The organism is Burkholderia gladioli, assembly GCF_000959725.1.
In the GTDB taxonomy this organism is placed as follows: domain Bacteria; phylum Pseudomonadota; class Gammaproteobacteria; order Burkholderiales; family Burkholderiaceae; genus Burkholderia; species Burkholderia gladioli.
Map to the genome: position 1 here is coordinate 1,942,138 of NZ_CP009322.1, position 19,759 is coordinate 1,961,896.

The window sequence follows — 19,759 nt, forward strand, 5'->3', positions numbered from 1 at the left end:
CTGCTTCGCATGACTAAGTGAATCGGCCGAGCCCGGACGGGCCGGCCGGGCTTCGGGTCAGCTCTTCGGCAGACCTGGCGGGTTGGTGCGCGCGGCGTCGATCGCCTCGGCACCGAGGTTCCAGCGCTCCAGCACCTGGCGGTACTTGCCGTTCTTGATCAGGTCGTTGAGCAGCAGCGTGATCGGCGCGGCCAGCCCGCTGCCCTTGCGGGTGGTGACGGCCACCTCGGCCGTGAGCGGCCAGCCGCCGCTGACGGTGCCGACCGCGCGGATATCGTGCGTGCGCGACTGCTGGTAGGCGAGCGTGGCGTTGACGCTGAAGATCGCGTCGGCGCGCCCCGCTACCAGGCCGAGATAGCGTGCGGCCACGTCGTCGAAGTAGATCACCTGCACCGGCTTGAGCCCCTGCGCGACGTTCTGCTTGTCCCAGGCCAGCAGGATCTTTTCCTGGTTGGTGCCCGAATCGGTGATGATGCGCAGCCCCGCCACGTCGCGGCGATCGCGGATCGCCTGGATCCGGCTGCCGTTCGGCACGTAGAAGCCGAGCACGTCGCGACGATAGGTCGAGAAGTCGAACTTCTCCTTGCGCTCCTCGGTGACGGTCACGTTCGACAGCACCGCGTCGACCTTGCCCGATGCCACCGCCAGCGGCCAGTCGGCCCAGGCCAGCGGCACCAGCTTCAGCTTGAGGCCCAGGCCGTCGGCCACCAGCTGGGCGAGGTCGGGATCGTAGCCCACCAGGGTCTTCGCGTCGGAAGCATAGGTGTCGAGCGGCGGCGACGAGGGGGCCAGGCCGACGGTCAGCTCGCCCTTGGTGACGAAGGGGAAGCTGGCCGGGATCGCCGCGATCGCGGCGCGATCGGCGGTGGTCCGCACGCGGTCGTGCTGGTCGGGGCTCAGGTTCAGGGCCGCGGTCGGGGTCGCGGCCTGTGCCGGCACCGCCAGCCATGCAAAGGCGCTCACCAGCAGGCCCGCCATCGTCGCTCGGAATGTGCTGCCTTGGTTCATCGTGTCTTGTCCTGGTTGGTATCGTGGGGAGAAAGCAGGCTCGGCCAGCCCGCTCGGGCTCAGCGCCGTCCGAGCGGCCCGGGGCGCCGCAGGTCGGCCAGCGTGTCGCTGCGCGCGCTCTCCAGCAGGTCCTTGCCGAAGGGCAGGCGCCAATGCACCTCGACCGGGATCGCCGGGTCGTAGAGCGGCGCGTAGCCGGCCGCCAGGTACAGGCCCACGGCTTCCGGTTGGCGGTAGCCGGTGGTCAGGTAGAGACGCCGATAACCCTGCCGGCGCGCCCTCGCCTCCAGCGCGTCGAGCACCTGGCGCGCGACGCCGCGGCGGCGCCAGGCATCGTGGGTCCAGATGCGCTTGAGCTCGGCCGTGATCGCGTCGTAACGCTGGAATGCGCCGCCGCCCACCGCCTCGCCCTCGTGCAGCAGCAGCACGAAGGCGCCCGAGGGCGGCGCGAAATGCTCGGCCGGGTAGGTATCGATCTCGTGGCGCGCCTGCTCCACCCCGCCCGGCCGGAACTCGCGGTAGCGCGTCGCGTATTCGGCGGCGAGCCCGCCGAGCAGCGGCTCGGCCAGCGGATCGAGGGGCGAGGTGTCGACGACGTCGTAGGTGAGGAGCATGGTGGTCCGGGAATCGAGATCGATGCCTGCCGGCACGCGGCACGCAAGCCAAGATAGCAGCGCCCGGGCCTGCCACTAACCAAGCATTCGGCAGATCCTTATGCCCGCGCGAACCGCTATGCGCAGCACGGATCGGCGCGATGCGCGAGGCCCTCCGCCGGGCCGGCGGCGGCGCCGCTCAGGCGTCGAGCGGCGACGCCAGATGGAACAGGCAGTCGCCGCGCCGGACGGCGGCCGGCACGCGGCGGCACACCAGCTCGCCGGCGGCGGCGAAGCGCAACAGCACCGGCTCGCGCAGCGGCGTGTCGGGGAAGTGAATGCGCGCGGCCGCGTCGCCGGCCGCCACCGTCGCGCCGAGCTCGACCAGCGGCTCGAACAGGCCGGCATCGTGCGCGTAGAGGTATTGCTCGCCGCCCGTCACGCGATAGAAGCGCGGCGGCGCGCGCGGCGCCTCGGCGGGCACCAGCGGGCCGTGCAGCAGCCCGACATGGGCCAGCAGCCGCAGCAGCCCGAGCCGGCCCTCGCGCAGCAGCGCCGGGCGCAGCTCGCCGCCGCCGCCCAGCTCGGTGGTGATCGCGATCGCGCCCTGCCGGCGCGCCGCGCCCGAGCTGAGCACCGGGTTCTCGCGATGCAGGAAGGCGCGCGGCAGGCCGAAGGCATTCAGCAGCCCGCGCAGGCGCGTGTGCTCCCCAGCGTCGCGCGGCTCGATCGCCAGCATGTTGCCGCCGTCGTAGCGCAGCGAGCTGCCGCCCGAATGCAGGTCGACCAGGTAATCGGCGCGCGCGAACAGATCGCGCTCCAGGTACTCGGCGATCGCCGCGGTCGGGCCGCCGCGCGCGTCGCCCGGAAAGCTGCGGTTCAGGTTGCCGCCGTCCAGCGGCGAGGTGCGCAGCCCCGCCTCGGCAGCCGGGAAATTCGCCATCGGCAGCAGGATCAGTTGCCCGCGCAACCAGGCCGGGTCGATCTCGCGGATCAGGCTCGACACCAGCACCTGCCCCTCGTATTCGTCGCCGTGATTGCCGGCCATCAACAGCACTACCGGCCCCTCGCCGCGGCGCAGCGAGGCGATCGGCACCGGAATCCAGCCGTAGGCCGAGCGGTGCACCGAATGCGGCACGCGCAGATAGCCGACTTGCCGGCCCTCGGCGTCGAGGTCGATCTCGCTGGTGATGGTGCTCATGACGGTTCTCGTGCGGGCGTGGAGAGAAAGACAGCCATCGACCTTAAGCAAGCCGCGCCGCCGCCGGGAACGAATTTTTTCGCCTTTCGATATGTCGCCCGGGCGTTGGGCCGGCCCGGCGCGCTCACGCTCCGGCGCTGCCGCGTCGATCGTCGCGCGATCGCATCGGGTTAGCGCGATCGCGCATATGCTTGGCTCGATTTCTTCGTGGCCCCCTCGGCAGCGGGCCGGCAGAATCGAAGGCTCCTCAGCAACCGACCAGGACCTTGCATCGTGAGCCGCGACCTTCTGCTGTTGCTCGAACCGGGTTTCACCGATCCCGCCCATCCCGGCGAACGTTTCGTCTGCCCCTACGGCATCCCGATCGAGGGACTGCTGGCGGCCGCGCCCGATCGCGCGGCGCGGCTCGACGTGAAGCGCCTGCCCTTCCCGCGCCCGCGCCCCGAGGTGATCGCGGCCCTGGACGAGGCCCACCAGGGCCTGCCGGTGCTGGTGCTCGGCGACGAACATCCGCTGCCCGAGGACGCCGTCGCACTCGGCGACAAGCATTACGTCACGGATACCAAGCGCATCCTGACCTTGCTGGCCGAGCGGCACGGCTTCCCCAAGCTCCATTGACGCGCCCGCGATGAGTGCCACGCCACCACGCCGCCTGCACCTGAACGTCAACGCCTGGCTGCAGGGCTTCGCGCCCTCTTCCTGGCGCGTGCCCGAGAATTCGCCGCGCGGCTTCGTCGAGATCGAGCATTACCTGCGCATCGCGCGCATCGCCGAGGCCGGCAAGTTCGACGCGATCTTCCTGGCCGATTCGGTCAGCCTCGACGGCCTGGCCACCGGCCCGATCACCGCGCTCGAACCCACCGTGGTACTCACCGCGGTGGCCGGCGCCACTACCCACCTGGGCCTGATCGCCACCGCCTCCACCAGCTACAACGAGCCCTACAACCTGGCGCGCCGCTTCGCCTCGCTGGACCTGGTGAGCGGCGGGCGCGCGGGCTGGAACATCGTCACCACCGCCGACCTGCAATCGGCGCGCAACTACGGCCTCGACGCGGTGCCCGACCACGCCACGCGCTACCGCCGCGCGGCCGAGTTCACCGAGATCGTCAAGGCGCTGTGGAATAGCTGGGGCGATGACGCCTTGCTGGCCGATGCCGCCAGCGGGCGCTTCGTCGACCTCGACAAGCTGCGCGCGGTCGAGCATCGGGGCGAGTTCTTCGCGGTGCACGGCGTGCTGAACCAGCCGCGCTCGCCGCAAGGCCATCCGGTGCTGGTGCAGGCCGGCGGCTCGAACGACGGCCGCGCGCTGGCCGCGCGGCATGCCGAGGCGGTATTCTCGGCCTCGGCTTCGTTCGAGGAAGCGCTCGACTACGCGCAAGGCCTCAGGCACGCCGCCGAGGCGCAGGGCCGCGGCGCGGACGCGATCCGGATCTTCCCTGGCCTGGGCACCTTCATCGGCGGCACCGAGGCCGAGGCGAAGCGCCGGCATCGCGAGCTGATCGACCTGATCCCGCCCGAGCACAGCCTTCGGCGGCTGGCCGGCCGGCTCGGCGTCGCGCCGGAGCGGCTCGCGCTCGACCGGCCGCTGCCGGAAGACCTGCCGCTGCCGGCCAACGGCAACCACACCTTCTTTCGCACCATCCTCGCGCGCTCGCGGCAGCACGGCTACACGCTGCGCGAACTGCTGCGCGAGCTGGCCGGCGGCGGCGGGCATCGCGAGATCGTGGGCACGCCCGAGCAGATCGCCGACGATATCGAGCGCTGGTTCCGCGCCGGCGCGACCGATGGCTTCAATCTCATGCCCGACGTGCTGCCGGGCGGCTTGCAGGACTTCGTCGACGAAGTGGTGCCGATCCTGCAGAGGCGCGGGCTGTTCCGCACCGAGTACGAGGGCGGCACGCTGCGCGAGCACCTGGGGCTGGCGCGACCGGCGGCCTGAGCCGCGACGCAAGGCGCGGCCCGGACCCGCCCCGGCGCGCAAGCGTGCTCAGAACGTATGCTGCATGCCCACCCCGAGCGTGTTGCCGGTCGGGTTGCCGCTGAGCTTGTCGTAGGAATAGACCGCGTAGACGAAGGTGCGCCGCGACAGCACGTATTCATAGGCCAGGCTCGCCGTGTTGCGGATGTCGCTCGCGTTGGCCGGCTTGCTGTGATGCGTGCGCGCCCACTCGGCCAGGATCAGGTTGGTGGGCGTGATGCGCACCGTGGTACCCAGCTCGTAGGTACGCGAGCCCGATTCCGCGCCGTGGTTGCTGGTGGTCTGCATCGCCGCGTAGAACTTCGCGTACTTGGTGTCGTAGGCCGCGCCGGCCAGGTACAGGTACTGCCCCGCGCTCGGCGCCACCGCCGCGGTGCGCACGTGCTGCGCCGAGAACACCGCCGTCAGCGGCCCGCTCGCATAGGTCAGGTGCAGGCCGAGGTTGTCCTTGCCCTGGTGGCCGACGGTGCCGCTCACGCCGTAGATCACCGTGCCGGTCAGCCCGCCGTAGTTCGGCGAGACGTACTCGAGCGCGTTGTCCCACACGGTGTCGCCGATCTCGGTGTTGTCGTAGGTGCTGGTGTAGGACTGCACGATCAGCGGCGAGAACACCACCGAGGAGCCGAACGGGTTCACCAGCTGCTGGTTGATGTAGGTCGGGTTGGTCTGCTCGCCGATCCGGAACGTGCCGTAATGCGCCGAAGCCAGGCCCACATAGGCATTGCGCGAGAAGAAACCGTCGGTGGTGTTGCGTCCCATCTGCCCGGTATTGGGCCGGAAGAAGCTCTCCAGCGAGAACACCACGGCATTGCCGCCGCCGATCTCCTCGCGCCCGCGCACGCCCCAGAACGAGGTGGTCATGCCGCCGCCGCCCACCTGCGCGGTGCTGGCCTTCGAGGTGCTGAGCTTGGAGGTGTCGACGTACATGCCGATCAGGCCATACAGCTGCACCGAGCCCGAGGCGGTGGCCAGCGCGGCGGCCGAGGAGGCGTTGAGGTCGTCGGCGCGGGCCTGGCTCGACAGCACGGCGATCAGGATGCCGAACAGTATGGCGCGATGAAGCACGTTGGGCAGACAGGGCGCGAGCGATGTGCGATGCATGACGGTATCTCCAGGTGTTTTTTTGAGTGCGAGCGGCCCCTGCCGCGCCGCGCGGAGCGCGGGCGGAAGCAGGCCCTTCGGTTGTTATGGGTTCGGCCGGCTCGGCCGGCCAGGCGAGGCGAGGCTTCGCTGCCCCTGCAGCAAAGCCCGCGGATCAGCCCGCCCGGCGGCGCGACATCACCGCGTCGAGCTTGTCGCGATCGAGTTCGCGCTCCCAGGCGGCCACCGCCAGCGTGGCGACGCCGTTGCCGATGGTGTTGACGATCGCCAGGCCCGTGCCCATGAAGCGATGGATGCCGAGGATCAGCACCATGCCCGAGACGGGGATCAGCGGGAACACCAGCAAGGTGGAGGTGAGCATCACGAAGGCCGCGCCGGCCACGCCGCTGGCGCCCTTCGAGGTCAGCATCGCGACCCCGACCAGGGTCAGTTGCTGGACCAGGCTCAGCTCGACGTTGAAGGCCTGTGCGATGAACAGCACCGCCATGGTCAGGTAGATGTTGGTGCCGTCGAGGTTGAACGAGTACCCGGCCGGCACCACCAGCCCGACCACCGATTTCGAGCAGCCCAGCGCCTCCAGCTTCTCCAGCATCTGCGGCAGCGCCGCCTCGGAGGAACTGGTGCCGAGCACGATCAGGATCTCCTCGCGGATATAGCCCATGAAGCGCAGGATGCTGAAGCCGAGCGCGCGCGAGATCGCGCCGAGCACCACCACGACGAACACCAGCAGGGTCAGGTAGAACGCGCCGATCAGCTTCAGCAGCGGCAGCACCGCGCCGATCCCGTAGGTGCCGATGGTGAAGGCCATCGAGCCGAAGGCGCCGATCGCGGCCACCTTCATGATGATGTGCACGATCCCGAAGAAGGTATGCGCGACCTGGTCGATCAGCTGGGTCAGCGCCCGGCCGCGTTCGCCGAGCGCGGCCAGCGCGGCGCCGAACAGCACCGAGATCAGCAGGATCTGCAGCACGTTGCCGGTGGTGAAGGCGCTCACCAGCGTCTCCGGAATGATGTGCATCAGGAAGTCGACGGTGTTCTGGTGATGCGCGGCCGTGGTGTAGTCGGCCAGCGCCTTGGTGTCGAGCCTGGCCGGATCGAGGTTGAAGCCGGCACCGGGCTTGAGCAGGTGCCCGCCGATCAGGCCGACCACCAGCGACAGCGTCGAGACCACCTCGAAGTAGAGCAGCGCCTTGCCGCCCACGCGCCCCACCTTCTTCATGTCGCCCATGCCGGCGATGCCGGCCACCACGGTGCAGAAGATGATCGGTCCGATCACCATCTTGATCAGCTTGATGAAGGCATCGCCGAGCGGCTTCATCTTGACCGCCAGCGAGGGCGCGAAATGGCCCAGCAGCACGCCCAGCACGATGGCGGCGAACACCTGGAAATACAGTGCGCGGTAGAACGGCTTGCGCGGGCTGCGCGCGGTCTGGGTCAGGGCGGCGCTCTGGTTCACGAGGCCTCCCCGGTGCCGCGGGCGGCGGCGCTGTCGAAGCGGATCATGCATGTCTCCTGGTGGGTGTCGCCGGTGCCTCGGCACCGGCTTCCTGAACGGCTCCGCCGTCTGGCGCGGCGGTGGGTGAATCGGGTCGAATCGTCGAACGGGCCGGCCGAGGCGGGCCCGATTCAATGGCCTCGATGCAGCGGCCGTGTTGGGGGCATGGACTCAGCGGCCATACAAGCGGTTCGGATTGTCGACCAGCAGCTTCTGCCGCAACTGCGCGTCCGGGCAGAAGCGGAACAGCAGGTCGACCAGGCCGCCGTCGTTCGGCATGTCCTTGCTGATGTTCGGATGCGGCCAGTCGGTACCCCACAGCACGCGATCGGGTGCCGCCTCGATCAGCGCGCGCGCGAAGGGAATCGCATCGTCGAAGGGCTTGCGGCCCACCGAGACGCGCTCGGCGCCGCAGACCTTGACCCAGGCCAGCGGGTTGCGCATCAGCGCCAGCAGCTCCGCGAAGGGCTGCTGCTCGAGCCCCGCCTCGGCGCGCACGCGGCCCATGTGGTCGATCACGAAGGGCACCTCGATGCGCTCGATCCGGTCGGCGTAGGTCAGGATGTCCTGCGCGTCGAGGTGCAGCACCACGTGCCAGCCCAGGTGCTGGATGCGCTCCAGCACGCGGTCGAACACGTCCAGGTCGGGCGCGCCGCCCAGGTGGGCCACGAAGTTGAAGCGCACGCCGCGCACGCCGCGCGCGTCCAGCTCGGCCAACTGCTGGTCCGTGATGTCGCCGTCGACGATCGCCACGCCCTTGTAGCGCCCCTCGCTGCGTGCGATCGCATCGAGCATCGCCGTGTTGTCGGTGCCGTGGCAGCTCGCCTGCACGATCACGCCGCGTTCGAGACCCAGGAAGTCATGCAGGTCGACCAGGCGCGCGTAGGGTGCGTCGGGCGGCGTGTAGCTGCGATCGGGCGCATACGGGAACACGTCGCCGGGGCCGAACACGTGGCAGTGGGCGTCCCAGGCGCCGGCGGGCAGGCCCTGCGAGGGACGAATCGGGTTCGGATCGGGAGGCAGGCAGGATTTCATGGAATGTCTCAAGGGGGGCCGCTCGCGGCGGCCTGTTTCGCAATATTCGGGAATGGGATGCATTGTCTAGCTTCCGTGTGACCACTACAATCGCCATACCGAACTAGCTGATATGTGAAATTCACATACCAAAGCCATGGATCTCAAGCAACTCGATGCCTTCGTCCACGTCGCCGAACTCGGCAGCTTCACGCGCGCGGCCAACACGCTCAATACCAACCAGCCGGCGCTGAGCCGGCTGGTGCGGCAACTGGAGGTGGAACTGCGCCATACCCTGCTGGAGCGCAACGGCCGCGGCGTGACGCTGACGCCGGCCGGCCAGCGCATGCTGGCCCACGCCAAGGGCCTGCAGCAGCAGGTGCAGCGCGCCTCGCAGGATCTCGACGAGCTGCGCGGCACGCCGGGCGGCCATTTCGGCATCGGCATCACGCCCAGCTTCGCGCGGGTCGGCACGCTGGCGCTGGTGCGGCGCTTCCGGGCCTCGTTCCCGGGCGCCACGCTGTCGGTCGCGCAGGGCCTGTCGACCTACCTGACCGAGTGGCTGATGATGGGCCGCATCGACGTGGCCGTGCTCTACGACACCTTCGACACGCCCTCGATCGACAAGCGCACCATCCATACCGAGGAGCTGTTCCTGGTCGGGCCCGGCGGCGGTGACGGCGACGGCAGCGGCGAGGCCGAGGCGGAGCGCATCGAGACCATCGCGCTGCGCGAGATCGTGCGCTACCCGCTGGTGATCCCGGGCCGCATGCACGCGATCCGCCACATGGTGGAGGCGGCCGCCGCCGAGCAGGGGATCCGCCTGAACATCGAGCTCGAGGTGGACGGCGTGGCCTCGATCCTCGATTTGGTCAGCGAGGGGATCGGCCACGCGGTGCTGGCCCTCAACGCGATTCCCGCCGAGCTGCGCACCGGCCGCTTCCGGCTAACCCGCATCACCGAGCCGACCCTGTACAGCCGGCTGGCGATCGCCACCAGCCGGCGACATCCGCTGCCGCAACTGGCGCGGCAGGCGATCGCCATGCTCGAGGCCGACGTGCTGCCGCTGTATGGCGCGAGCGCGCCGGGGGCGGGCTACGACGCGATCTAGCGAGCCGGTGCCCGGCTAAGCCGCTTTCCCCTCCTGCTTATCGCCGCGCCTGCTTTCCTAGCGACGATTTCTTGGTTCGCGCGCCGCCGCGTCCTGCGTAAATTGCCAGGTTTCCCAGACGACACGGCGCCCCGCCGCCCCTCCCGGAGACCACCCGATGAAGCCGTCCTGGCTGCGCGTGCTGCGCCACGCCGCCCTGTCGATCGCCGCGCTCGCCGCCGGCGTCGCCGCCCTCGCCTCGCAGAACGCGGCGGCCGCCCCTGCCGCGCCCGCCGAGATCCGCGTCGACTACGCCTACTACTCGCCCGAAAGCCTGGTGATCCGCCATTTCGGCTGGCTCGAGGACGAATTCAAGCCCGACCACGTGGCGATCCGCTGGCTGCTGAGCCTGGGCAGCAATCGCGCGCTTGAATACCTGAACAGCGGCGCGGCCGATTTCGGCTCGACCGCCGGCCTGGCCGCCGTGCTGGGCCGCGCCAACGGCAACCCGATCCGCGCCGTCTACGTGTTCTCGCGGCCGGAATGGACCGCCCTGGTGGTGCGCAAGGATTCGCCGATCCACTCGCTGGCGGACCTGAAGGGCAGGAAGATCGCGGCCACGCGCGGCACCGACCCGTTCCTGTTCACGCTGCGCGCGCTGCACACGGTCGGTCTGACGCGCGACGACGTGGAGCTGGTCAACCTCCAGCATCCCGACGGCCGCACCGCGCTCGCCAACGGCCAGGTGGACGCCTGGGCCGGCCTCGATCCGCACATGGCCGCGGCCCAGGTGGACGACGGCGCGAAGCTGCTGTACCGCAACGTCGGCTTCAATACCTATGGCTTCCTGAACGTGCGCGAGGCCTTCGCCAGCCAGTATCCGCAGGCCGTCACGCGCGTGCTGAAGGTGTACGAGAAGGCGCGGCTGTGGATCGTCGCGCATCCTGACGAGACCGCGCGGATCGTCGCCGACGAATCGAAAGTCTCGCTGCCGGTGGCGAAGCTGCAGTTGCAGCGCAACGACTTCAGCGACCCGGTGCCCGGCGAAACCCAGCGTGCTGCATTGAAGGCCGCCGCGCCGGTGCTGACCGAGGAGCAGCTGGTGAAACCCGGCGTCGATCCGGCCAAGGTGGTGGACGCGCTGATCGACCCGAGCTTCGCGCGGCCGCTGGCCGCCTCGCGCTGAGCATGGCCCGCTTCGCCGCCCGCGACGACGCGCTGGCCGCGCCAGGGCCCGCGCACTCGCAGCCGCGAGAGGATGCCGAGGCGCGCCCGCCCGCGCGCCGCGATGCGCTGCGCGCCTGGCGTCTCGCCGGGCTGGCGCTGCCGGTGCTGCTGCTCGGCCTGGTCGAGCTGGCCGTGCGCGCCGGCTGGCTGCCCGATCACCTGGTGCCGGCGCCGAGCGAGATCTTCGCCACGCTCGAACGAATGGGCCTGGCGCGCCTGATGCGCCATGTCGGCGCGAGCACGCTGCGTGTGGCGGCCGGTTTCGCGGCCGGCGCGGGGCTGGCGCTGGCGGTGGGCGCGGCGATGGGCCTGAGCCGGCGCATCGACGCGCTGCTGGAGCCGAGCTTCCAGGCGCTGCGGGCGATCCCCTCGCTGGCCTGGGTGCCGGTGCTGCTGCTGTGGCTCGGCATCGACGAAGCGCCCAAGATCACGCTGATCGCGATCGGCGCCTTCTTCCCCGTGCATCTGGCGGTGGTGGCCGGGATTCGCGGCGTGGACCGCAAGCTGGTCGAGCTGGGCGCGGTCTATCGGCTCGGCGCCTTCGCGCTGTTCCGCCGGATCCTGCTGCCGGCCGCGCTGCCGCAGATCTTCACGGGCTTGCGCACCGGCCTGAGCCTGGCCTGGATGTTCATGGTGGCCGCCGAGCTGATCGCGGCCACGCGCGGGCTCGGCTTCCTGCTCAGCGACGGGCGCGAGACCGGGCGGCCCGACCTGGTGTTCGGCGCGATCCTGCTGCTGGCCCTGCTCGGCAAGCTCAGCGACGGCGCGATGCGCCGCATTGAGCGGCGCTGGCTGGGCTGGCGCGATGCCTTCGACGGCGCCCGGCGCAAGGAGGCGGCATGAGCGCCACCCACCTGCTGCCCGAGCGCGTCGCCGCAGCTGCTCGCGACGACACCCCGCTGCTCGACCTGCGCGTCGAACGCAAGCGCTACGACGGCCGCATCGTGCTGGCCGATATCGCGCTGCAGGTGGCGCGCGGCGAGATCGTCTGCCTGGTGGGGCCGAGCGGATGCGGCAAGAGCACCCTGTTGCGCATCGTCGCCGGGCTCGACGGCGACTATCGCGGCGGCGTGCGCCTGGATGGCCAGCCGCTCGACGGCCCCTCGGCGCGCATCGGCGTGATCTTCCAGGAGCCGCGCCTGCTGCCCTGGCTGTCGGTGGCCGACAACGTTGGCTTCGCGGCCGGCTCTCGTGGCTCTCTTGGCACACGTGGCTCTCGCCACGGCCGCGCGGCCGAGGTCGAGCGCTTGCTGGCCGAGGTCGGGCTGGCGGGGCAAGGCGCCCTGCTGCCCTCGGCGCTGTCGGGCGGCATGGCGCAGCGCGCCGCGATCGCGCGCGGCCTGTTCGGCGAGCCGGAACTGCTGCTGCTCGACGAGCCGTTCAGCGCCGTCGACGCGCTCACCCGCATGCGCCTGCAGACCCTGCTGCTCGGCGTGGTACAGCGCCATGGCACGGCGGCGATCATGGTCACGCACGATCTCGACGAGGCGCTCTACCTCGGCGATCGCGTGCTGATGCTGGGCGCCGATCCGGGTCGCATCGACGAAGCGGTGCAAGTCGATATCGAGCGACCGAGAGACCGGCGCGACGCGCGTCTGGCGGCGCTGCGCGGGCGCCTGCTCGATGCGTTCCACCGGCTGCACGACGCCGGGGATTAGGGAGGGCGTGGCGCCTGCCTCGATGGCCCTCAGCGGTACTTCGCCCCGCCGTCCGCGTCGATCACCACGCCGCTCAGGTAGGACGCGCGCTCGGAGGCGAGGAAGCTGACCAGATCCGCCATCTCCTCGGGCTCCGAGGGCCGCCCGAACGGCAGCGCCTCGAGCAGCTCGCGCCAGCGCGAGGCATCGCCGAAGGCCGTTTCGGCGCGGCTGCGATAGAGCTTCTCGAGCCGCTCGGTGGCGCAGGGCCCGGGGTTGATGCCGACCACCCGCACCCCACGCCGCGTCGAATGCGCGCCTACCGCCTGGGTGAAGGCCACCAGGGCCGCATTGGCGGTCGAGCCGAGGATGTAGTCGTAGCGCGGCGTGACGCCGGCCGCGCCGATCACGTTGACGATCACGCCGCTGCCGCGCGCCATCATCTCCGGCAGCACCAGCTTGGCGAAATCCATGTAGCCGAACAGCTTGAGCTCCCAACTGGCGCGCCAGGCGGCCTCGTCGATCGCCTCCAGGCCGCCGCCGGGAATCGCACCGGCGTTGTTGACCAGGATGTCGACCGGGCCGACCTCGGCCAGCAGTTCGCGGCGCGCATCCGCGTCGGACAGGTCGAGCGCGCTGGCCTTGACCGGCGTCCCGCAGGCGGCTTCCAGGTCGCGCCTGGCGCGCTCCAGCGGCTCGGGATTCGACGACACCAGGTGCAGGCGGCAGCCTTCCCTGGCCAAGGCCATGGCGCTGGCCATGCCGATGCCCTTCGAGGCACCCGTGACGAGTGCCAGGCGGCCCTTGATACCGAGATCCATGTGGACTCCGTGGGGATGAGAGGAACGGGAGATCGCGACGGCCGGCGGGCGGATCGATTCCCGGGCCTTTCATGCGAATGAATACGAGGATCGTAGCGGAAAACCGGAAAACGCGAGGGACGCCGCGCTAGGCGAGGTTTCAGCGGCTAGCGCGGCGCGATGGCGCGGCCTGGGCAGGCGCCGGGGAAGTCGCCCGCGCGAGGCAGGCGAGCGGGGAATCAGGCAAACGCGCCCTCAATGCACCTTCATCTCGTCGACGAAGGGAAACGGGCTCATGGTGCAGACCACGTGGAAATAACCGCCGCGCGCATAGGCGGTGACCTGTTCGAGACGCTCCGATTCGGCGCCCAGGTGGCGGCCGTCGGCGCCGGTTTCCCCGGTTGCGGTGGGGCCGGCGGAAACAGCGAGGCGACGGGCCCGCGCGGCGCCGGGCGCGAGCAGCGATGCCAGCCGCCCCACCAGGGCGAGCGGCGCCAGTCCGATCGAATTCGACATCATCGGCTCCTTCAAGCATGGATCGAGACTTCAATCTAGCCACGCCCGGCGCCGGCGCCAAACAAGCATTTCCGCTTAGCTTTCCAGGCGAGTGGCCCCCGCCCCAAGCGAGCACGGCGCGCACGGAACCCATCGAGCAAATGCGCCGCGCCGCCCGTTCAAGCTTCGGCCGTCACACCCCCGCGCGCCAGCACCGGCACCAGCGCCTGCCCGGTATGGCTGGCCGCCACGCGCGCCAGCGCTTCCGGCGCCGCCGCCGCCACGATCGCGCCGCCGCCCGTGCCGCCTTCCGGCCCGAGGTCGATGATCCAGTCGGCCTCGGCGATCACGTCGAGGTCGTGCTCGATCACCACCACGCTGTGCCCGCCGTCCACCAGCCGGTGCAGCACGCGGATCAGCTTGGCCACGTCGGCCATGTGCAGGCCGACGGTGGGCTCGTCGAGCACGTAGAGCGTGTGCGGCGCCTTCTGCCCGCGCCGGGTGATGTCGTCGCGCACCTTGCTCAGCTCGGTGACCAGCTTGATGCGCTGCGCCTCGCCGCCCGACAGCGTCGGCGAGGGCTGGCCCAGCGTCAGGTAGCCGAGCCCGACGTCCTTCATCAGCTGCAGCGGATGGGCGATGTTCGAGATCGGCGCGAAGAACTCCACCGCCTCGTCGATCTCCATGGTCAGCACCTCGCCGATGTTGCGCCCGCGCCAGCTGACGGCCAGCGTCTCGGGATTGAAGCGCTGCCCGTGGCACACGTCGCAGGGCACCTTCACGTCGGGCAGGAAGCTCATGCCGATGGTGCGCACGCCCTGCCCCTCGCAGGCCGGGCAACGCCCGTCGCCGGTGTTGAAGGAGAAGCGCGAGGCGGTGTAGCCGCGCGCGCGGGCCTCCAGCGTGTCGGCGAACAGCTTGCGGATGGTGTCCCACACGCCGATGTAGGTGGCCGGGCAGGAACGCGGCGTCTTGCCGATCGGCGTCTGGTCGACCTCCAGCACGCGGTCGATCGACTCCCAGCCGGTGATCGACTCGCAGCCCTGCCAGGCATGCGTGACGTTCAGCGAGGGCCGCGGCGCGCTGCGCGCCAGCACACTGCCGCGGCGGCCGGCCGGCGCCGCGTCCTGGCCGGCGGCCTTGCGCGCGCGGCGCGTGGCCGGCGAGGACAGCACCGAGCGCCCCACCGCGTCGAGCAGGTTGGCCATCAGCACGTCGCGCGCCAAGGTGGACTTGCCCGAGCCGCTCACGCCCGTCACCGCCACCAGCCGCGCCAGCGGAATCCCCACCGTGACCTCGCGCAGATTGTGCAGCTTGCCGCCATGCACGGTCAGCCATTGCTCCGGCACCGCCTGCGCGCCCTTGCGGCCCGGCGGCACCACGCTGCGGCGCGACTGCAGCGGATGCACGATCGGCTCGGCCAGGTAGCGGCCGGTCAGCGAGGCCGATTGCGCGGACAGGTCGGCCACGCCGCCCTGCGCGACCACCGTGCCGCCGCGCTTGCCGGCGCCGGGGCCGACGTCGATCACGTGATCGGCGCGGCGGATGGTGTCCTCGTCGTGCTCGACCACCACCAGCGTATTGCCCTTGTCGCCGAGCTTGCGCAGCGCGTTCAGCAGGATCTGGTTGTCGCGCGGGTGCAGGCCGATGGTCGGCTCGTCGAGCACGTAGCAGACGCCCTGCAGGTTGCTGCCGAGCTGCGCGGCCAGCCGGATGCGCTGCGCCTCGCCGCCCGACAGGCTGGGCGCGGCGCGGTCCAGGCTCAGGTAGCCGAGCCCGACCTCCTCCAGGAAGGCCAGGCGGCTGCCGATCTCGCTGACGATGTCGCGCGCGATCTGCGCGTCGCGCCCCTCGAGCCGCAGCGCGTCGATCCACTCGCGCGTCTGCGAGACGGTCCATTGCGCAACCTCGACGATCGAGTGCGCGTCGAAGGTGACTGCGCGCGCCGAGGGATTCAGGCGCGTGCCATGGCAATCCGGGCAGGGCTGGTCGCCCAGGCCTTCCGGTTCCTGCTCCTCGGAGGGCAGGGTCTGCTCGCGGCCGCGGCCGTCCTCGGCGCCCAGCACCGTGTCGTCGTAGGCGGCGCGCTGCTCGCGCGTGAGCGCCAGGCCCGTGCCCACGCAGGTGGTGCACCAGCCATGCTTGCTGTTGTACGAGAACATGCGCGGGTCCAGCTCGGGATAGCTGGTGCCGCACACCGGGCAGGCGCGCTTGACCGACAGCACCTTGGTCTGGCCGATCCGCGCGGTCGCCCCGCGCCCGGCCAGCGCCTCGCCCAGGCCGTCGAGCGGCGCGAGCAGGTGCAGCACGCCCTTGCCGATCTCGAGTGTCTCGTCCAGGCGGCGGCGCAGCTCGGCCTCGTTGTCGGGCGACACCACCAGGTCGGCCACCGGCAGCTCGATGGTGTGCTCGCGGAAGCGGTCGAGCTTGGGCCAGGGGTCGACCGGCACGAATTCGCCGTCCACGCGCAGGTGCGAGTTGCCGCGCGCCTTGGCCCACTTGGCCAGGTCGGTATAGACGCCCTTGCGGTTGACCACCAGCGGCGCGAGCAGCCCGACGTGCTGGCCGCGATGGTCGCGCAGCAGTTGCGCGGCGATCGACTCCACCGTCTGCGAGGTGACCGGCGTGCCGTCGTGGATGCAGTGCTGCAGGCCCAGCTTCACGTACAGCAGGCGCAGGAAGTGCCAGACCTCGGAGGTGGTGGCCACCGTGCTCTTGCGGCCGCCGCGCGACAGGCGCTGCTCGATCGCCACGGTGGGCGGGATGCCGTACACGGCATCCACCTCGGGGCGCCCGGCCGGCTGCACGATCGAGCGCGCGTAGGCGTTCAGCGATTCGAGGTAGCGGCGCTGCCCTTCATGGAACAGGATGTCGAAGGCCAGCGTCGACTTGCCCGAGCCGGACACGCCGGTGATCACGTTGAACTTGCCATGCGGGATGTCGACGTCGAGCGACTTCAGGTTGTGCTCGCGCGCGTTGACGATGCGCACCACGTCCTCGCCCTCGATGGCGCGCCGCTCGCGCACCGCGTTGAGCTTGGCCTGCAGCGGCACGCCGTGCTCGGCAAGCTCCGCCTCGGCGGCCATGGCGCGCTCGTACTGCGCCAGCGCCGCGCCGGTATGCGAGCCGGCGCAGGCCTTGACGTCCTCGGGGGTGCCGGCGCACAGCACCAGGCCGCCGCCGTCGCCGCCTTCCGGGCCCAGGTCGATCAGCCAGTCGGCGGCGCGGATCACGTCCAGGTTGTGCTCGATCACGATCAGCGAATGGCCGCTCGCCAGCAGCTTGCCGAAGGCCTGCATGAGCTTGGCGATGTCGTCGAAGTGCAGCCCGGTGGTGGGCTCGTCGAACATGAACAGGCGCTCGGCGCTCGCCGCCTTGGCCGCCTTGCCGCGCGCGCTGCCCGCCGCCGCCGATTCGGCCAGGAAGCCGGCCAGCTTCAGGCGCTGGGCCTCGCCGCCCGACAGGGTCGGCACCGGCTGGCCCAGCTTCACGTATTCGAGCCCGACGTCGACGATCGGCTGCAGCACGCGCAGCACCTCGGCGTCGCCGGCGAAGAAGGCCGCCGCCTCGCTGACGGTCAGGTCCAGCACCTCGGCCACGTTGAGCAAACGGCCGCCGCGCTCGATGCGCACCTCCAGGATCTCGGGGCGATAACGCTGGCCGTCGCAATCGGGACAGCGCAGGTAGACGTCGCTGAGGAACTGCATCTCGACGTGCTCGAAGCCGGAGCCGCCGCAGGTCGGGCAACGCCCCTCGCCGGTGTTGAAGCTGAACATGCCGGCGCCGTAGCCGCGCTGCAGCGCCAGCGGCGCCTTCGCGAACAGCTTGCGGATCTCGTCGAAGGCGCCCACGTAGCTGGCCGGGTTCGAGCGGGTGGTCTTGCCGATCGGCGATTGGTCGACGAACACCACGTCGCTGACCTGGTCGGCGCCGGCCAGGCGCCGGAACGCGCCCGGCGCCTCGGTGGCCTTGCCCATGTGGCGCGCCATCGCCGGATAGAGCACGTCCTGCAGCAGGGTCGACTTGCCCGAGCCCGACACGCCGGTCAGGCAGACCAGTCGCTGCAGCGGGATCTCGACCGTGACGTCGCGCAGGTTGTGCTCGCTGGCGCCTTCCAGCACCAGCCGCGGCGTGCTCGCGTCCACCGCGCGGCGCGACCATTGCGAGGCATGCGCCACCTCGCGGCGGCCGCCCAGGTAGGCGCCGGTCAGCGTGTCGGCCGAGCGGATCTCGCCGGGCGTGCCGTCGTAGACGATGCTGCCGCCGCGCTCGCCGGGGCCGGGGCCCATGTCGATCAGGCGATCGGCGGCCAGCATCACCGAGGGATCGTGCTCGACCACCACCAGCGTGTTGCCGGCGTCGCGCAGCCGCTGCATGGCCTCGACGATGCGGTTCAGGTCGCGCGGATGCAGGCCGATGCTGGGCTCGTCGAGCACGAACAGGGTCTTGGTCAGCGAGGTGCCCAGCGCGGTGGTCAGGTTGATGCGCTGCACCTCGCCGCCCGACAGGGTGCGGCTCTGGCGGTCCAGCGTCAGGTAGCCGAGGCCGACGTCGCAGAGGTATTTCAGGCGCGTGCGCACCTCGGCCAGCAGCAGCTTGAGCGCATCGTCGAGCAGCGCGCTGGGCAGACTGATGCCGTCGAAGAAACGGCGGATCCGCTCGATCGGCAGCAGCATCAGGTCGTGCACGGTCAGGCCCGGCAGCGCCTCCAGCTGGGCGCGGTTCCAGTCGACGCCGCGCGGCATGAAGCGCGCGGCCGGCGCCAGCACCGCGTCGGCGTCGGCCTTCGAGCCGAGCCGCCACAGCAGCGATTCGGTCTTCAGGCGCGCGCCGCCGCAGACTTCGCAGGGCGTGTAACTGCGGTACTTCGAGAGCAGCACGCGGATGTGCATCTTGTAGGCCTTCGACTCCAGATAGCCGAAGAAGCGCTTCACGCCGTACCACTGGGTCTGCCACTTGCCGTCCCAGTCGGGCGAGCCGTTGATCACCCAGTCGCGCTCGGCATCCGTGAGCTCGCCCCAGGGCGTGCCGCGGCGGATCTTCGCGCGCTCGGCATAGCGCATCAGGTCGTCCTGGCACTCCTTCCAGGCCGGCGTCTGCATCGGCTTGATCGCGCCCTCTCGCAGCGTCTTGCGCGCGTCGGGAATCACCAGGCCCAGGTCGACGCCGATCACGCGGCCGAAACCGCGGCAGGTCTCGCAGGCGCCATAGGCCGAGTTGAACGAGAACAGCGCCGCCTGCGGCTCGGCATAGCGCAGGTCGCTGTCGGGATGGTGCAGGCCGGTGGAGAAGCGCCAGACCTGCGGCTCGGGCGCGGCCTCGTTGGCGTTCTCGGGGGCCGGCGCCAGCACGTAGACGTTGACGCGGCCGGCGCCGCGCCTGAGCGATGCCTCGATCGCCTCGACCACGCGCGCCTTCTCCGTGTGCTGCAGGCGGAAGCGGTCGGCCACCACGTCGAGCACCTTGCGCGTGCCCGCCTCGGACACCACCTCGCGCTGCGCCTGCACGCGCGTGTAGCCGCTCGCCGACAGCCACTGCTCGACCTCCTCGGCCGTCACCGCCTCGGGCAGCTCGACCGGGAAGGTCACCACCAGGCGCGGGTCCTCGCCGGCCGTGCGCGCGGCCAGCTCGGCGTAGATCGTCTCGGGCGTGTCATGCCGCACCGGCTGCGCGGTCTTGCGGTCGAACAGCTCGGCCGCGCGCGCGTAGAGCAGCTTCAGGTGGTCGTTCAGCTCGGTCATGGTGCCGACCGTCGAGCGCGAGCTGCGCACCGGGTTGGTCTGGTCGATCGCGATCGCGGGCGGCACGCCGTCCACGCGGTCCACCTGGGGGCGGTCCATGCGGTCCAGGAACTGCCGCGCATAGGCGCTGAAGGTCTCGACGTAGCGGCGCTGGCCCTCGGCATAGAGCGTGTCGAACACCAGGCTCGACTTGCCCGACCCCGACGGACCGGTCACGACCGTCATCTCGCCGGTGCGCAGGTCGAGATCGACATTCTTGAGATTGTGCTGGCGTGCTCCGCGAATGCGGATCAGATGGCTGGATGACAATTGGCCTGTCCGTATGAAGGGGTTGAACGGGTCTGGCGGGCCGCGAGGCTGCGTCATGCCCGAATGACTG

Annotated in this window: 15 protein-coding genes; 6 read left to right on the top strand and 9 right to left on the bottom strand. The window is 70.7% G+C overall.

Annotated features, from left to right (window positions below):
* Window positions 1-57: 57 nt before the first annotated feature.
* The 3 genes from BM43_RS08760 to BM43_RS08770 form a co-directional block, all read right to left on the bottom strand.
* Window positions 58-1,008 (bottom strand): ABC transporter substrate-binding protein, encoded by a 951-nt coding sequence (locus tag BM43_RS08760; RefSeq protein ID WP_036055847.1) that lies wholly within the window; start codon window positions 1,006-1,008, stop codon window positions 58-60.
* Window positions 1,009-1,067: 59 nt separating this feature from the next.
* Entirely contained in the window at window positions 1,068-1,622 is a 555-nt protein-coding gene (locus BM43_RS08765; protein ID WP_036055846.1) for a GNAT family N-acetyltransferase, read from the bottom strand.
* Between the two features lie 178 nt (window positions 1,623-1,800).
* Window positions 1,801-2,802, bottom strand: coding sequence for a succinylglutamate desuccinylase/aspartoacylase family protein (locus tag BM43_RS08770; RefSeq protein WP_036055845.1), 1,002 nt, complete (start codon window positions 2,800-2,802; stop codon window positions 1,801-1,803).
* A 273-nt stretch (window positions 2,803-3,075) separates the two neighbouring features.
* Between BM43_RS08770 and BM43_RS08775 the strand changes: the two genes are divergently transcribed.
* Together BM43_RS08775 and BM43_RS08780 are read left to right on the top strand one after the other, a co-directional pair.
* Entirely contained in the window at window positions 3,076-3,420 is a 345-nt protein-coding gene (locus BM43_RS08775; RefSeq protein ID WP_013690686.1) for a DUF3088 domain-containing protein, read from the top strand.
* Between the two features lie 10 nt (window positions 3,421-3,430).
* Window positions 3,431-4,741, top strand: a complete 1,311-nt coding sequence (locus BM43_RS08780; protein ID WP_036055844.1) for an LLM class flavin-dependent oxidoreductase — start codon at window positions 3,431-3,433, stop codon at window positions 4,739-4,741.
* 48 nt (window positions 4,742-4,789) lie between these two features.
* Here the strand turns inward: BM43_RS08780 and BM43_RS08785 are convergent, their stop codons facing one another.
* From BM43_RS08785 to BM43_RS08795, 3 genes are all read right to left on the bottom strand, one after another.
* Window positions 4,790-5,881 (bottom strand): porin, encoded by a 1,092-nt coding sequence (locus BM43_RS08785; protein ID WP_036055843.1) that lies wholly within the window; start codon window positions 5,879-5,881, stop codon window positions 4,790-4,792.
* Window positions 5,882-6,035: 154 nt separating this feature from the next.
* Window positions 6,036-7,337 carry a dicarboxylate/amino acid:cation symporter gene (locus BM43_RS08790; protein ID WP_042284977.1) on the bottom strand — a complete coding sequence of 434 codons (1,302 nt, stop codon included), beginning with the start codon at window positions 7,335-7,337 and terminating at the stop codon, window positions 6,036-6,038.
* A gap of 210 nt (window positions 7,338-7,547) precedes the next feature.
* Window positions 7,548-8,411 (bottom strand): amidohydrolase family protein, encoded by an 864-nt coding sequence (locus BM43_RS08795; protein ID WP_036055842.1) that lies wholly within the window; start codon window positions 8,409-8,411, stop codon window positions 7,548-7,550.
* A gap of 136 nt (window positions 8,412-8,547) precedes the next feature.
* On the opposite strand from BM43_RS08795, the gene BM43_RS08800 reads away from it, so the two are divergent.
* The 4 genes from BM43_RS08800 (at window position 8,548) to BM43_RS08815 (ending at window position 12,365) form a co-directional block, all read left to right on the top strand.
* Window positions 8,548-9,501: a LysR family transcriptional regulator gene (locus tag BM43_RS08800; protein WP_036055841.1), complete on the top strand. Its 954-nt coding sequence runs from the start codon at window positions 8,548-8,550 to the stop codon at window positions 9,499-9,501.
* Between the two features lie 157 nt (window positions 9,502-9,658).
* A complete protein-coding gene (locus tag BM43_RS08805) occupies window positions 9,659-10,666 on the top strand; it encodes an aliphatic sulfonate ABC transporter substrate-binding protein (protein WP_042284980.1) in 1,008 nt (335 codons plus the stop codon).
* A 2-nt stretch (window positions 10,667-10,668) separates the two neighbouring features.
* The gene (locus BM43_RS08810; protein WP_036033791.1) at window positions 10,669-11,550 is read left to right on the top strand and encodes an ABC transporter permease; all 882 of its coding nucleotides are present in this window, start codon (window positions 10,669-10,671) and stop codon (window positions 11,548-11,550) included.
* Window positions 11,547-12,365, top strand: a complete 819-nt coding sequence (locus tag BM43_RS08815; protein ID WP_036055840.1) for an ABC transporter ATP-binding protein — start codon at window positions 11,547-11,549, stop codon at window positions 12,363-12,365. Before BM43_RS08810 ends, BM43_RS08815 begins: the two co-directional genes overlap by 4 nt.
* A gap of 29 nt (window positions 12,366-12,394) precedes the next feature.
* Here the strand turns inward: BM43_RS08815 and BM43_RS08820 are convergent, their stop codons facing one another.
* The 3 genes from BM43_RS08820 to uvrA all read right to left on the bottom strand — a co-directional run bounded on the left by BM43_RS08820 (window position 12,395) and on the right by uvrA (window position 19,689).
* Window positions 12,395-13,165 carry an SDR family oxidoreductase gene (locus BM43_RS08820; protein ID WP_013690694.1) on the bottom strand — a complete coding sequence of 257 codons (771 nt, stop codon included), beginning with the start codon at window positions 13,163-13,165 and terminating at the stop codon, window positions 12,395-12,397.
* Between the two features lie 234 nt (window positions 13,166-13,399).
* Window positions 13,400-13,660, bottom strand: a complete 261-nt coding sequence (locus tag BM43_RS08825; RefSeq protein ID WP_144417640.1) for a hypothetical protein — start codon at window positions 13,658-13,660, stop codon at window positions 13,400-13,402.
* Window positions 13,661-13,818: 158 nt separating this feature from the next.
* The gene (gene uvrA / locus BM43_RS08830) at window positions 13,819-19,689 is read right to left on the bottom strand and encodes an excinuclease ABC subunit UvrA (RefSeq protein ID WP_036055838.1); all 5,871 of its coding nucleotides are present in this window, start codon (window positions 19,687-19,689) and stop codon (window positions 13,819-13,821) included.
* Window positions 19,690-19,759 lie beyond the last annotated feature (70 nt).

Bases quoted from the DNA above. Each gene is read 5' to 3' on its own strand.
- BM43_RS08770 (WP_036055845.1), bottom strand. From the start codon at position 2,802: ATGAGCACCATCACCAGCGAGATCGACCTCGACGCCGAGGGCCGGCAA.
- BM43_RS08810 (WP_036033791.1), top strand. From the start codon at position 10,669: ATGGCCCGCTTCGCCGCCCGCGACGACGCGCTGGCCGCGCCAGGGCCC.
- BM43_RS08825 (WP_144417640.1), bottom strand. From the start codon at position 13,660: ATGTCGAATTCGATCGGACTGGCGCCGCTCGCCCTGGTGGGGCGGCTG.
- BM43_RS08760 (WP_036055847.1), bottom strand. From the start codon at position 1,008: ATGAACCAAGGCAGCACATTCCGAGCGACGATGGCGGGCCTGCTGGTG.
- BM43_RS08785 (WP_036055843.1), bottom strand. From the start codon at position 5,881: ATGCATCGCACATCGCTCGCGCCCTGTCTGCCCAACGTGCTTCATCGC.
- BM43_RS08815 (WP_036055840.1), top strand. From the start codon at position 11,547: ATGAGCGCCACCCACCTGCTGCCCGAGCGCGTCGCCGCAGCTGCTCGC.
- BM43_RS08820 (WP_013690694.1), bottom strand. From the start codon at position 13,165: ATGGATCTCGGTATCAAGGGCCGCCTGGCACTCGTCACGGGTGCCTCG.
- BM43_RS08765 (WP_036055846.1), bottom strand. From the start codon at position 1,622: ATGCTCCTCACCTACGACGTCGTCGACACCTCGCCCCTCGATCCGCTG.
- BM43_RS08800 (WP_036055841.1), top strand. From the start codon at position 8,548: ATGGATCTCAAGCAACTCGATGCCTTCGTCCACGTCGCCGAACTCGGC.
- BM43_RS08780 (WP_036055844.1), top strand. From the start codon at position 3,431: ATGAGTGCCACGCCACCACGCCGCCTGCACCTGAACGTCAACGCCTGG.
- BM43_RS08805 (WP_042284980.1), top strand. From the start codon at position 9,659: ATGAAGCCGTCCTGGCTGCGCGTGCTGCGCCACGCCGCCCTGTCGATC.
- BM43_RS08795 (WP_036055842.1), bottom strand. From the start codon at position 8,411: ATGAAATCCTGCCTGCCTCCCGATCCGAACCCGATTCGTCCCTCGCAG.